The 13,194-nt window shown below is 64.0% G+C and carries 14 protein-coding genes; 6 read left to right on the forward strand and 8 right to left on the reverse strand.

All coding sequences use genetic code 11. From position 1 onward, the window contains the following. The first annotated feature begins 162 nt into the window (after positions 1–162). Positions 163–855: a hypothetical protein gene (locus BV210_RS05925; RefSeq protein ID WP_077205745.1), complete on the forward strand. Its 693-nt coding sequence runs from the start codon at positions 163–165 to the stop codon at positions 853–855. Between the two features lie 111 nt (positions 856–966). Here BV210_RS05925 and BV210_RS05930 read toward each other — a convergent pair whose 3' ends face one another. The 3 genes from BV210_RS05930 to BV210_RS05945 all read right to left on the reverse strand — a co-directional run bounded on the left by BV210_RS05930 (position 967) and on the right by BV210_RS05945 (position 3,356). After that, on the reverse strand, positions 967–1,800 hold the full coding sequence (locus BV210_RS05930; RefSeq protein WP_077205746.1) for a hypothetical protein: 834 nt from the start codon (positions 1,798–1,800) through the stop codon (positions 967–969). 988 nt (positions 1,801–2,788) lie between these two features. Then, a complete protein-coding gene (locus BV210_RS05940; RefSeq protein WP_077205747.1) occupies positions 2,789–3,004 on the reverse strand; it encodes a hypothetical protein in 216 nt (71 codons plus the stop codon). A 103-nt stretch (positions 3,005–3,107) separates the two neighbouring features. Continuing rightward, positions 3,108–3,356, reverse strand: a complete 249-nt coding sequence (locus tag BV210_RS05945; RefSeq protein ID WP_077205748.1) for a hypothetical protein — start codon at positions 3,354–3,356, stop codon at positions 3,108–3,110. 60 nt (positions 3,357–3,416) lie between these two features. Here BV210_RS05945 and BV210_RS05950 point away from each other — a divergent pair, with 60 nt between their 5' ends. Beyond that, positions 3,417–3,857, forward strand: coding sequence for a hypothetical protein (locus BV210_RS05950; RefSeq protein ID WP_077205749.1), 441 nt, complete (start codon positions 3,417–3,419; stop codon positions 3,855–3,857). Positions 3,858–4,026: 169 nt separating this feature from the next. Here BV210_RS05950 and BV210_RS20210 read toward each other — a convergent pair whose 3' ends face one another. Continuing rightward, positions 4,027–4,287: a hypothetical protein gene (locus BV210_RS20210; protein WP_172824881.1), complete on the reverse strand. Its 261-nt coding sequence runs from the start codon at positions 4,285–4,287 to the stop codon at positions 4,027–4,029. A gap of 284 nt (positions 4,288–4,571) precedes the next feature. After that, positions 4,572–5,360 carry a hypothetical protein gene (locus BV210_RS05955; RefSeq protein WP_157525884.1) on the reverse strand — a complete coding sequence of 263 codons (789 nt, stop codon included), beginning with the start codon at positions 5,358–5,360 and terminating at the stop codon, positions 4,572–4,574. A gap of 775 nt (positions 5,361–6,135) precedes the next feature. Between BV210_RS05955 and BV210_RS05960 the strand changes: the two genes are divergently transcribed. Then, positions 6,136–7,662 (forward strand): PQQ-binding-like beta-propeller repeat protein, encoded by a 1,527-nt coding sequence (locus BV210_RS05960; protein WP_077205751.1) that lies wholly within the window; start codon positions 6,136–6,138, stop codon positions 7,660–7,662. A gap of 12 nt (positions 7,663–7,674) precedes the next feature. Here BV210_RS05960 and BV210_RS05965 read toward each other — a convergent pair whose 3' ends face one another. Beyond that, positions 7,675–8,490 (reverse strand): biotin/lipoate A/B protein ligase family protein, encoded by an 816-nt coding sequence (locus BV210_RS05965; RefSeq protein WP_077205752.1) that lies wholly within the window; start codon positions 8,488–8,490, stop codon positions 7,675–7,677. 136 nt (positions 8,491–8,626) lie between these two features. On the opposite strand from BV210_RS05965, the gene BV210_RS05970 reads away from it, so the two are divergent. Next, positions 8,627–9,535, forward strand: coding sequence for a serine/threonine-protein kinase RIO2 (locus BV210_RS05970; RefSeq protein ID WP_077205753.1), 909 nt, complete (start codon positions 8,627–8,629; stop codon positions 9,533–9,535). Between the two features lie 174 nt (positions 9,536–9,709). On the opposite strand, the gene BV210_RS20560 is transcribed toward BV210_RS05970, so the two are convergent. After that, a complete protein-coding gene (locus BV210_RS20560; RefSeq protein ID WP_077205754.1) occupies positions 9,710–10,894 on the reverse strand; it encodes a hypothetical protein in 1,185 nt (394 codons plus the stop codon). Between the two features lie 172 nt (positions 10,895–11,066). Between BV210_RS20560 and BV210_RS05980 the strand changes: the two genes are divergently transcribed. Next, a complete protein-coding gene (locus BV210_RS05980; protein ID WP_077205755.1) occupies positions 11,067–11,765 on the forward strand; it encodes a TVP38/TMEM64 family protein in 699 nt (232 codons plus the stop codon). Positions 11,766–11,852: 87 nt separating this feature from the next. Beyond that, entirely contained in the window at positions 11,853–12,656 is an 804-nt protein-coding gene (locus tag BV210_RS05985; RefSeq protein WP_077205756.1) for a heme-copper oxidase subunit III, read from the forward strand. On the opposite strand, the gene BV210_RS05990 is transcribed toward BV210_RS05985, so the two are convergent. Continuing rightward, complete coding sequence (locus BV210_RS05990; protein WP_077205757.1) at positions 12,657–13,193, reverse strand: hypothetical protein; 537 nt, start codon at positions 13,191–13,193, stop codon at positions 12,657–12,659. Between the last annotated feature and the right edge of the window lies 1 nt (position 13,194).

A 13,194-nucleotide genomic window follows, 5' to 3' on the forward strand; every position in this document is an offset into this window, starting at 1 on the left:
GACCGGCAGAACACAGCCCAGCAGCTCCCTTCCAGCTGATACCGATTGTTGGAACCGGTCACACGCCACAGCGTGATGCCAGTCCCGCACACCAACACAGCGAATCGACCGCTGCCACTCGGTTCCATGGGAACTAACTGGTCTGTCTTTCTGAGCTACAATATGGACGCAATCACGGACGAATTTCGCGTCTATCCTCTCCCCGAGGAGAGAGAGCATCACAACCTTATCCAGTTGAATCCCGAGGGGGCTGCGGAGAGAGTTGCAAACCACCGGAGTTGGGCGGTTGCATCCGATGCATATCTGAGTGACCGGCAGGAGACGGTCGATGGACTCTCGCGCGGGGCGAAGATTCGGGCGACGATCCGGGACTGTGAGTCACCGGGACCAGCAGTGTTCGATGGGGAGATAGAGGTACTCGAGGACGAGAGCGTCTACATCGACTACTGCGTCCTTCGATCACTCCCGGAGGAACTCCAACCGTATGCGACCCAGGTCACTGAGAGGGAGTTTCCCCGACGAGGATATTTCACTCCAGGCAGCCAGGCGGACGGTCCACAAGTATACCTCGAGCTCTATCCGATGTTCGGCGCCCAGGAGGAACTGTGGCTGGATATCTTGCTCGGAAAACGCCCGCTCGAAGATCGATTGGCAGCCATTCCCGGCGTCGACGAACCTGCCACGGATGTCATCGTTCAGCTCCCGGAATCGGGTCGGGCGTTCGCCATCTACTACTTTCCGCCGCAGTTGGACGACGAGATGGCCGACTATCGGCGATTGTTGAACATCCCCCGAGGCTCGACCCAGGAGATGACCGAACTCTACGAGAAACTCACCGTTGATGGTGGGCACTGAGTCCACGGGGACTGTCGGTCGTGGCTGCCGGCCGCTTGCGGCCGGGAGCGGAGGGTGGGGCGGTGGGGTTGGCGTGGAAGGGTCGTCCAAAAAAGGAGGTGTCTCCCAGCCCTACTCCTGGACCGTCACGAGCGTCGACCCGGTGACTGCGACCGAGCACCGGCCCTGGTACCAGCTCTTCTGTGCCCCACGCAGCACGACCTGATCACCCTCTGTGACTGGGCGCTTGCGACTTTTCTCCCAGACCGTGAACTTGATCGTGTCCGTCTCGTCCGCGATCAACCCCGACTGGGCGATGGCCGGGTGGTCGGTCGCCCACAACTGGACGATCTCACCGTCCAGGCTGACCGTCGCTCGGTCGACCTCCGGCACGGCCGCGATCGGCACCACCGTCCCGGGTTCGCGCTGACAGCCCTCGACCACGTCCAGCACCGCCCGTGAGATGTCCGCTCCATCGACGACCCGCGCCGCCAACCGCCGCGCGATGGCTGCTCGTGACCACCCGTCGCACTCCTCGACCAGCCGGGCCGCCTGCTCGTTGATTTTCGCCAGTTCCGCCCGGGAACACAGCTCCCGGGGATCCGTCGACCCCTGTGATGGAGCCACGCTCGCCGCGCGCTCTTGGAACGCCTGTCGTCGCTCGTGACTCCCCCGACTGGCCACCTCGCGAGATCGGCGCTCCCGGCTGGACTGTTGCCGGTCGTCCAACCGCTGGCGCGTCCGTTTCTTCTCCATCGTCCGCGCCAGGTGCGTCTCCTCCCCTTCGAGCGTCATGCCTTCCGGGCGTGCATCGGGATGGTTGGTGTCCACCTTCGCCTGGGACTCCAGTTCCACCGTCGCCCGGAGCTCGGGCTCGTCCTCGACCGCGTACCGCGTCTCGTCCGGGTACTTCGCGTTCTGTGCATCGACCGAATCCTTATCTACGACTGTCTTTCTAGAAGTCATTGGAGTTAGTACGCTCCGAAGGCGCTCACGCGCCGCCACCGCGATGCTACTACATCGCGGCTTTCCTCGACGTCACGTCCGACAGACCCATCTGCGCGCTCTCGCTCGCGCCTTCGCGAGCGCCCTATGGGCGCGAGCGAGAGCGCGCCTGCACAGGAGCCCCCATCCAGCACCGCGCGCCGTCCGCCCGGAGCGAGCGGCCAGCTTTAAGCCGTTTCTCGTGTCCGGCCCGGACTGCGGGTCCGTGTCCAGCGCGACTGTCGCCGAGAACGCGCGCCGCCCTGTGGCGCGCGACAGCGCAGGCGGCACCAAGCGCTGGAACGCGAAACGCCCGCGAGGGGCGCAACCGAAAACGCGCTTAATGCTGGCGCCGAGACCAGATTCATTTTAGCCCGGAACGGCGAGCTTGCTCGCCGCATGCCCGGAATGGTCGGTCGCGAGCGACGCGAGACGTGAGCGAAGCGAACGTCTCGGGACGCGAACGGCGAACGAAGTGAGCCGTGAGTTAGCGGAGGGCGGCACGCGGCGAGCGGTGCGGGCCGTCACGACACATCGATAGAGGAGTGGCGTCGACTGCCCGACCAGTCCACGCCGGGTGGGACCGCCCGGGGCCGCGGGCTGGGGGAGTCCCGTGAGCGACCGCAGGGAGCGAACGGGAGCACGACAGACGAGCACCGCGAGTCTGTCGGTGACCCCGGCGACGCAAGCACCCACGGCGCGCAGCGAGCCGCGGGACCCCAGCCCGCGGGGGCGGGCACTACCGCCGTCACACACCACGACCAACCGACAACCGAGACCACGTGGCCAACCACCGAAAACCACCGGACGGAATGGCTATGTGGAGACTCACGAACGGCTGTGTGGATCGCCTACTTCAGAAAGTACTACCAGTGGCACCCACGGGATCTCGTCCTGATCGAGAACAGTCAGGACTGCCGTGTGCAATACAGTGAACCTTCGGCTCAATTTCTACACCCGCGTGTGCCCCTCAAATGAAGCGTGATACCGCGAGATACGTCGTCGATGTGATGAGTAGCAACCAGCCAAGAACAAACGTGATTTCACCGACGATTCCCGTATCGACGCGAGATAGGACGCTAAGGTGAAACAGGATTTCGTTTGTGAGGAGAACCAGCGCGGAGAGCGGTATCAAAAGAAGGGCAATTCCCGTCTTAATCGTCTCCTCTAACTCAACCTCTTCCATCGTATCTGATAACGAACTTTGCGGACTAAAACACAACCGAATCACGAACTGTTCGACTCAGTGTAATCATCTATGACTGCTACTCTCAACACCAATACGCCCACTATCTCCATACGTGCTTCGCGGGGATCCAAATCAGATAAATTCGCATCAGGAACCATCGCGAACCACCTGCGTCGCCACGGTCGGGAAGATCGTGGCGTCCGATAGTCGCGAGGTCTCCGCAAAGGAGGTCGTCGGCTAGGGTCACGGAGTCGCTGTCTGTGTCAATCGTAAAGTCGTACAGGACGCGACCGCTGTTGTGCATCGCTTCGACGTGGCCGTCATCTGAAACAGTAATGGTGACGCTCATTCGTTCTCCCTGAAGCGGTTTGTACGGACATTTAACTATTACAACTGACATAGATGAAGTATGAGTCCGAGCGAAGTGATGGGCGGGACCGTCCCCAAGGAGATGGATGGAACAATAGAAGAAGCTGAGAGCCGTGGAATGGAGTGTCTTGGCTGGACACATATGGAGGACTGGAAGGACCCAGAACCAGAATATACCGAGGATGTTCCCGCCTGGATTGAGGTTCCGGAACGGTTCAGTTTGAGCGGCAGCCGTGGTGAGTATTCAAAGATAGACGGCGACAACTGTGTTTATTGGCTGATATCTAACGGCTCGGGCAAAGCTTTGGTCTATCGCGCCCTCAAGAGCGACTACTACGAAACCACTACAGAGGAAGGAACGTGCCCAAATTGCCAGTCGTACGTCAAGCGGCAGGAGGGGGACGATTACCTAACGTGTCATCGATGCGGCTGGCAGTACAAACCCTTGTCTGAGAGAGCGAAGAATCTATTCAAACAATGAAATGGGAATGCAGTTCGTGCGGGAAGGTCCACCGCTCTAACCCAAGCGAGTGTTCCAACTGCGGGAATACAGTACTTGTGCAGCACCGTTCATCGCGACCGTCGTGGTTAGTCTGGGCGGCTGTCCTACTTGTGATTGTCGTAGGTGGACTGTTCTACTTCGGTTACATCTAGCGGTCTCCAGAAATGTAGGCGAATAACCACAGACCAGAGAGGACAACTCCAAAGAATCCAGCAGCGAGATAAATTGTGGGTATCTGAGATACGGCTGCAATCAATGAGTTCTGTCCGCTGCTGAGTGGGTCTCCTGCTCCGATATCACTAATCCTGATGACTGGAGATATCACTCGCAAACCCAAATACCCGATTGTTCCAAGAAGTACGAGTACTATAACAGTGCTTCCAAAATCTGAGCTTGTTTCGTGCGACATACTCATCCACTCGGAGTTCTTACTGAAATGGGCTTGGTTCAGACCATCTGGTCAACCCGCTCGCACTCTAACCCTCCCTCCTCAACCATACTCAATATGCATCTACACTGAGCAGGGAGAGATCGCGTCTGGTTCCTGGCTGAGAGTCGGTCAGGACAGAGTCTGTCCTTCTATGCACGAATTTCGTAGGCAGCTTTCCGCTGACACGCTACAAACTGGAAGAGGTCTGTGTTCGGACTAAGAAACCACAACTGGGACAGAGCCAAGCAAGAGCCCCTGTTCAATTACGATTCCTGTTCATCGTTGAAAGTGTCATATTCGAGCTTTGCGAAGAGCGCGAGTGGGAGTGTTCCAAGGCCGGCACCCACTGCGAGCAGAAGGTACACCAGAATCGCGAAGCCGCTGTGTGCCCCATCCTGAACGGCCACCCAATAGCCCATCGTGGGGCCGCCGATGACGAGTAAGACGGCAAGTAGTGGGACTCTTAGTAACCGCTTGTCACGAGGTGTTGCCAAGTAGGCTCCGGCGACAACGCCTGCTGTGATCGGGGCAAGTCCAAGCAGAAACGCTAGTCGGTTGCAGGCCATGCTCACGAGTGTTGGATCGCCGCCATAGGACGGCGGGGGCATGACTACGAGATTATACCAGATGAATCCCACCGCGAGTGGATATAGGACAGCGAACGCGAGGAGTGCAGACACGACACCACAGAGATCAGGAGGCAGTGCTGTCCGTCCACACAGCGTCATGGTCCCTGCCAGAAGCAGTGCAAATACCCCACCATGTAGGAGGACGGCAGTGATCGACAGTGAGTATCCGTGGAACAGTTCACCGTCGAGAAGGTATCCGATCAGGATGGTACTGGCGCCGAGAACGACCAGCGATAGACGCGGATGCTGATCGAAATAGTGCACATGCTGCATGCTTGTCAGTCGATCAAGTGTTTTCTGGTTAGTGAATACCCGATCGTTTACCGGCGAGGACACGACGTCGAGCTCTATTTCGGATGTGAAATCGTCGGCAAGTGGCAGTCTCTGTACCCCCTGAAAAACAGCCGCTGTTCGCACCGGCACAGAGCCGGTTCAGGACCGCAAGTACAGGAATTTCGAGTCGTGAAACAGCTGTGGTGAACTCAGGGAGCGACCCAGTCCGGGGCCAGCCGGCCAGGCAGGGTTCCCCCACACAGCCCTACGAGCGACGCTCCGGCAGGAATAGCAATGGTGCGCTGGGCGCCCAGCCATGTCCGCGGTGATGGGATCGACTGGGATTCTGGAAACCACAAGACGGCACCGCTGTGTGGGCAATTCCACCGTCGGTTCTGCGATCGGGAGTGAGAAGTTCGTATCGACATTTCGATCCTCCAGACCGCGTTGTGCGCACGTCAACGGTGTGGTTTCTGGCTTTTCGCGCCTGTGGCGTGGCCAGTTTGGCGTGGGACTGGCCGGTCACCACGATTGGGTGATTCGAACTGCTTAGTGGTATCTTGCGGCCGAAAACAGGCTGTGTGGATATTCGAAGACCACCTGTGCGCCTCGAAACAGGACAGAGATGGCCGCTGGAGCCGCCAATCGCTGTGTGGACGTACTGGCGTCTCGACGGGATTCGAGCACGGTATCCACAGAGCCGTCTGCGCCGGGTGTATCGAGACGAGTCTGCACCAGCGGGCGTGGCTGAGTCCGTGTCGATCCATGTCGCTCGGGTGTTCGATACTGTTAGCGAACTCGAAATCGTCGGGCGGAGTAGATCAATAACGGTTCGCGATTCCACGGCTACTGGCCGACCCCTATCGGTGACTCGACGTTTCAATATCAGCGAAATCTTTTATTACCAATACGACGAGTCGAAATCGTGAAAGACGAGCGACAATCAGTGACTCGCCGTCGGTGTCTCGCGGCCGGAACGGCCGTCTCACTCGCCGGACTGACTGGCTGTCTGGGGCTGCTCAGTTCGGACGGGTCGGACGGTGGGGAACCCACCGAGAAGTCACCGACCGGGAATCTGGCCGAGTACGACGGCCCGTTACAGGTGAACGGCATCGAACGGGTAGACGGCGACGGCATCGTGGTCCGGACCGAGGCCACGGTCGAGAACACCGGCAAGCGCGCCAGGCAGGCGATGCTCGTCGTGGCCCTGTCCCACACCGAGGCGGAGGGGTCCATCGACCGCCGGCGACCCCTGCTGCTCGCGTCCGGGCAGGAACGGACCGTCAGTCTCGCCTTCCAGCCGCAGTTCTTCGGCGGCGAGGAAGCCGGCCGGCCCGAGGAGGGGGAGTTCCGCTTCGAGACGACCTTCGAAGGCGACGAGGTGGTCGAGGACTACCCCGGACTGGTCTCGCCGACGGCACGGTCGGCCATCGACGGCGGCGCGTCCTGGCCCGCCGCGGCGTACGACCCGGGCGGAAGCGCGCACAATCCCGGGACCACCGCCCCCGGATCCAGTCCGACGGCGGCGTGGACCGAGTCTGCGGTCGAGTTCGCCCACCGCGATACCCAACCGGTCGTCGCGAACGGCACCGTCTACGCCGGCCGCTCCCTCAGGGCGCTGTCCGTCGACGACGGCACCGAGCAGTGGGTCCACGGAGAACCTGCCCGGACGACGCGGCCCGCTGTCGGGGACGGCATCGTGGCCTTCGGAACGCCCGAGGACTTCCGCGGCGTCGACGCGGCGAGCGGCGACGTCCTGTGGACGGTCCCCGTCTCCGGGAACATCTGGCAGGGCAGCGGCACCGTCGCCGAGGGCACGGTGTACGTGACCGACGACAAATTGTACGCCATCGACGCCGCATCCGGCGACGTGCTGTGGTCCGAGGACGTGGGCGAACCGTTGCTCGGGGCACCCGCAGTCGCCGACGGGGTCGTCGTCGCGGGCCGGAATCCACTCCAGGCGTTCGACGCTGCCGACGGCTCGCTCCTGTGGGCGGCCTCCGGCGGCGAACCCGTCGCGGCAGCGGCCGTCGCCCACGACACCGTGTTCGCTCTCAGCGAGTCCCATCTGGTAGCGCTCGACCTGGCCGAGGGACGCACGCGGTGGTTCGCACCGGGACCGTTCCAGGCGGAGCGGATCGCGGTCGGGAACGACGCGGTGTACGCCCAGCGCTCGCGCTCGTACCGGCCGGTCGCGTTCGACGTCACCGACGGCCGGACGAAGTGGATGGCCGACGGGACCGGGGCCGTCCTCGGCCCGCCGTCCGCGTCCGACGGCATCGTCGTGTTCAACGACGAAGACGGCTCGCTACTCGCGCTGGACACCGAGACAGGGGACAGAGCCTGGAACAGAGACGTCGGGAGCAGCGTCCGCGCGTCGGTAGCCATCGCGGACGAGACCGTCTACTTCAACGAGCCGAACGGACCGCTGTACGCCCTGACGGCGGAGTGAGTCCCCCGCCGATCAGATCGGGTCCGTCCCGTCTCTGACCCACTCCTCCGATCGATACTTCGTCTCGGCACGTTCCCGCGCCCTGGCGAGTTCGTCGTCGGTCCACGCCCCCGCCTCGGCGTCGGCCCACGTCGCGAGCGCGTCCGTCAGCGTCTCGACGGCCGCCTCGCGAGAGCGATCGGCGTAGTCCTCGATAGCGCCGACACGGTCCTCGAACTCGTCGACGGTCACGTCGTGGCCCGCGAAGACGGCGAGGTGGCGCTCGGGTCGCCCGGCGTAGGTGAGCGACCCGTGCTGGATGACGCTGTCCTTGCGCCGGTACTGGGCGTTGCCGCTGAGTTTGCGCCTATCTGTGGCCGACACCACGTCGTGGGCCGGGTGGAGTTCCCGGAGGTAACACGCCGGCTGATAGACGGCCGGGCGCTCCTCCTCGGCGAAGATCGCCGGCACGCCCATGGCCTCGAAGGCGTCCATGATCGGCTCACAGAGCAGTCCGTAACAGTCCATCAGATCGCCCGGGAGTTCCGTGGCCGGCGCGACGATCGAGTAGGAGATGTCCCCATGATAGTCGTGGTAAATTCCCCCGCCACCGGTCGGTCGCCGGGTGACGGTGATTCCCTCGCGCTCGCAGTACTCCCAGTCGATAGTATCGGAGTCCTGGTTGTACCCCAGCGAGAGGGTGCTGGGTTCCCACTGGTAGACTCTGACCGTGCGCGGGCCACCCGCGGCGGCGGTCTCGGCCGCGATCTCGTCCAGCGCCATGTTCATCGGCCCCTCGCGGGCCTCCTCGCGGATCAGCCGCCACTCTCGGTCGGCGAGGTCGGTCATGGCCGCCCTTGTCACCGGGTCGGGAAAGCGGTTGTGTCGGGCGAGTTCGCACGATTCGATATAGCACTATGTGATTTACCACTGCCAGCGGGCGGACGCGTCGGGCTTTTACGGACCGGGCCGCTACGGACGCCTAATGGTCGAAAACGTCGCTCCGCTAATGCGAGAGCTCGAACCCGAGGACTTCCACCTGCTCTCGGGCATCGAGCAGGGGATGCGCTTCTCGGAGTGGGTGGCCCGGGGGAAGCTCCCGGAGTTCTCGCGGCTCTCGCCGGAGAACGTCGACTACCGGCTCGACCGGTGTGAGGACCGGGGACTGGTCGAGCGAAAGACGATCCAGTATCAGGGGTTCAAGCTCACCTTCGAGGGGTACGACGCGCTCGCGCTGCACAGCTTCATCGAACGCGAGACCGTCGAGGAGTTCGGTTCGCCCCTCGGCGTGGGCAAGGAGAGCGACGTGTACGAGGTCCGCTCCTACAAACCGCTGGCCCTGAAGTACCACCGCGAAGGGTACACCAACTTCCGGGAAGTGATGAAAGAGCGCGACTACACCTCCGACCGGGATCACGTCTCCTGGCAGTACACCGCGCGCAAGGCCGCAGAACGGGAGTACGACGCCCTCGAAAGCCTCTATCCCGACGTGAGCGTCCCGCGGCCGATCGATCAGAACCGCCACGCCATCGTGATGGAGAAGATCGACGCCACCGAGCTCTCCCGGACGAAACTCGAACCCGAGCAGGTCGTCCCCATCCTGGATCTGATCCTCGCGGAACTGGCGACTGCCTACGACGAGGGATACGTCCACGCCGATATGAGCGAGTACAACGTCTTCGTCGGCGGTGACGGCGTGACCGTCTTCGACTGGCCTCAGGCCGTCCCGACCGACCACGAGAACAGCCGCGAGCTCCTCGCGCGCGACGTGGAGAACATCGTCGGCTACTTCCAGCGGAAGTACCCCAGCCACGTCGACACCGTCGATACCGACGCGGTCGCGGCTGCCGTCGCCGAGAGCCGGTTCGAGACCGTCGACGACCACCGCGAGTAGCCCGACCGTCCGATTCTGCCGCTTTTTGCCCGTTCCAGCCCGAGTTCGACAGTTTCGAGTACAGTTGGTGCGTGACGCAAACCCATCTTATGAATCATATATCGCTATATAGAATTCGTCGATCGGACGTTGGTCGGGCGGATACTGACTGGCCGGGAGCGCGTTCGTGCGCCGTCAGCTTCGCCGGAACCGCCACTCGAACAGGGCGCCGGCGAACAGGCCCGCGGCGGCGGCGTAGACGAACTCCCACATGAGCCGGGTCTCGATCTCGTCGCTCGTCAGGGTGGGATCGAGCAACAGGTGCGTGCCCAGCGTCAGGTCGACGAGCCAGCGACCCACGGCCCAGAGGCCGGCGGCCGCCATCGTCGCGACGACGACGAACAGCACGGCGAAGGTGGGCGTCATACGGACGGCCGTGAAGAGGTGGAGTTCGACCGCGACGGTGAGCGCGACCGCGGCGACCGCGACGTAGATCAGCGGTGTCGCGGCGAGCCACGGCTGGGCAGCCACGCCCCCGAACACGGGGAGCGCGGGGAGAACGAGGAGTTGCCAGGGGAGCGTCGCCCGCCGGTCACGGTAGGCGACCGTGGGAACGAGCGCGAGCGCGACCACCACCGCGACGGGAGCGGCGAACAGGATCGCACCGGCCGCGACCGCGCCGACGGTCACGAGTGCGAGGAAGCCGACCACCACCCACGAACGGCGCGCGTTCGCCCGTTCGTACCGCACCACCGCGTCGAGACTGTCCACGTCCGGGCGTTCGTGTGCGATCGAACGGAGCGGGGTATCGTCGTCCGCGTCGTGGCGGTCGAGGCCCCGGCGGAGGGACGCGACGACCGACGAGACACGCTCGGTCGCGACCGTCGCGGCGACGACGGCCCCGACCGTGTCGAAGAGCAGGTCGCCCAGCGTGTCCGTCAGGCCGTACTGCGTGAGGATCGGTTCGAAGCCGAGGAGCCGGGCCCCCAGCGCCGTCCCGAACTCGAGAATCTCCCAGAGAACCCCGAGCCCGAGGGTAAACACGAGGACGTAGACGAACAGGAACCGGTCGGTGAGAACGACGGCCGTGCTGTGGTCGTCGATGGCCCGTGCCACGACGTAGCCGACGGTCGCGACCACCGCGGCCGAGAGGGTGTGCGTGAGCCGGTCGTACCACCAGACCTCGCCGTAGAAGCCGAGCAGCCCCAGCGTGTGCAAAAAGAGCGCGAGCGTGATCCAGAGCGTGAACCGCGCGTCCAGTTCGATCCGGAGGTCACGCTCGATGATCGCAGGGACCAGCGTCGTCGCGAACGCGATGGCGGCGTTGACCACGATCCCGACGTTGCGGGTGTAGAGACCGACCGCCAGGATCGCCAGCATACCGGCTTGCAGGAGCCGAGTCCCCAAGTGTGCGAGGCGTCGGCGATCCGGGAGTCTCGACGGAGACATACGACGGTTCGGGGGACGGCGGGGTCGCAGTTAAACGCGGTTGCGATTCCCGGCGGTCGGTAGTAACCGGCGAAATTAATTGCCATGGATCCGACGTGTCCGTATGGCCGAGAGGCAATCGACCAGCGTGTTCGAGTCACGAGCGGCACGCCGGCGCTTCGTCGCGGCGGCGGCGCTCCTCGTCCTCGCGGTCGCCGGCCTCTGGCTGTTCGTTCGGGAGTATCTGCCGATCCTCACGGACAGCGGAGCGCTCCGTCGGTTCGTCGAGGAGTGGGGCGTCTTCGCGCCAGTCGTGTTCGTCGCCGTCCAGGCGATCCAGGTCGTCGTCGCGCCGATCCCGGGGCAGGTGACGGCCTTCGCCAGCGGCTACCTGTTCGGGAGCGTCCTCGGAACCGTCTACAGCATGGTCGGCGTGACGATCGGGAGTGCCATCGCGTTCTGGCTGTCGCGCCGGTACGGCCGCCCCTTCGTAGCGAGCGTCGTCCGGGACGACCTGCTGGCGCGGTTCGACGGCTTCGTCGACGAAGCCGGGACAGTGAGCCTGTTCCTGATCTTCCTCGTCCCGGGTCTGCCCGACGACGTCCTCTGTTTCGTCGGCGGCCTGACCGACATCGATCTCTGGAAACTCGTCACGATCTCCTTTCTCGGTCGCCTGCCGGCGTACGTCCTGGTCAACGTCTCCGGTTCGGGGCTGGCCGAGGAGAACGTGCGCCTGACCGCCGTGACGCTACTGGTCCTGTTCGCGGGCTCGGTGTGGGGCATTTTGAACCGTGATCGACTGCTCTCGTGGGTGGCCGAGTGATCCCCGCGACGACCACGACCCTCAGACAGAATATACAAGCTCGGCGACGGACGCGACGGTTTTCAGGCACGACGTGGAAGGCGGGCCATGGGCGAGACTGCGCACGCGACGCATCACGAGGGCGAACACCGGAGTCGGTGGCCGTTCGTGGCGGCCATCGGCGCGGGCGCGCTGTACGCTGGGCTGGGACTCGCCGTCCTCGCGACGGCGGCCGACGTCTTCCCGACGGTGGTCGCCGCCGCCGTTGCACTCCTGGGCATAGTCGGGCTCTGCGTGGGACTGGCCGGCTGGGTCGTCGAGGCCTTTCTCGGAGAGCGGGTCGGCCGCGGCCACGGCCGGATCTACCGGCTGGCGACGGTCTGCTTTCTCGGGACGGACGTGGCGACGTTCGGCGCGGGGTTCGTCTACTACTTCTTCGTCCGGGCCGGCGCGTGGCCGCCGACCCACCTCCCCGATCTACTGGGATCGCTCGTGCTGGTGAACACCGCCATCCTGCTGGCCAGCAGCGTCACGCTGCACTACGCCCACCACGCGCTATCGGCGGGGCACCAGCGCCGGTTTCGCGCCCTGCTCGGCGTCACGGTCGCGCTCGGTGCGGTCTTTCTGGCCGGCCAGGCCTACGAGTACTACGAACTGCTCGTCGTGGAGGGCTTTGGCCTCCAAACTGGTGTATTCGGCAGCGCGTTCTACGGCCTGACCGGACTCCACGGATTTCACGTCTTCCTCGGCGTCGTCGTTCTGGCAGTGGTGTTCGGCCGAGCCCTCCGGGGCGCGTACGGCGCTGGACGGGACACCTCTGTGGCGACGGCGTCGCTGTACTGGCACTTCGTCGACGCCGTCTGGCTCTTTCTGGTGGTCGTGTTGTACGTCGGGGCGGCGGTGGGGGTGTGACTAGCCGCCCTCACTCTCCCCGTCTCCGTGCTGGCTGCGCTCGAAGGCCAGATACCGGCGATAGATCGGCGGCGTGAGGACACCGACGATCCCGAGCAGACCGGCGGCAATCCCCAGTGGCAGGAGGAGCGGACTCACCTGCGTACAGTCGTTCTCGGTCGCGAGCGTCACGTAGTGGGCCTGCCCGTCGGCGACCACGAGGACGCCCCGACGGAACGCCGCCCGGTGGGGTGTCGCGCCTTCGACGGAGATGGACTCGCCGGGCGCTTCGATGCCGGCCCGGACCGCGCGGCGTTCGGCCGGCGATAGCTCCGCGATCCGGAGACGGTCGAGTTCCGGGCCGCCCGCCGGCGTGTGCCCCTCGCGGAGCCGTTCGGTGTCCTCGGCGCTGTAGACCGTGATCTGTGGGTCGCCACAGAACCCGATGGCGGGCTGGACGAGCGCGTAGCCACCCATGACACCACCGACGATACCGATCGCGAGCAACACCGACCCCACGAACGGGACGCCGTAGGTCAACAGCCACTCCCGGACCATC

It is taken from the genome of Halorientalis sp. IM1011 (genome assembly GCF_001989615.1).
GTDB lineage: Archaea > Halobacteriota > Halobacteria > Halobacteriales > Haloarculaceae > Halorientalis.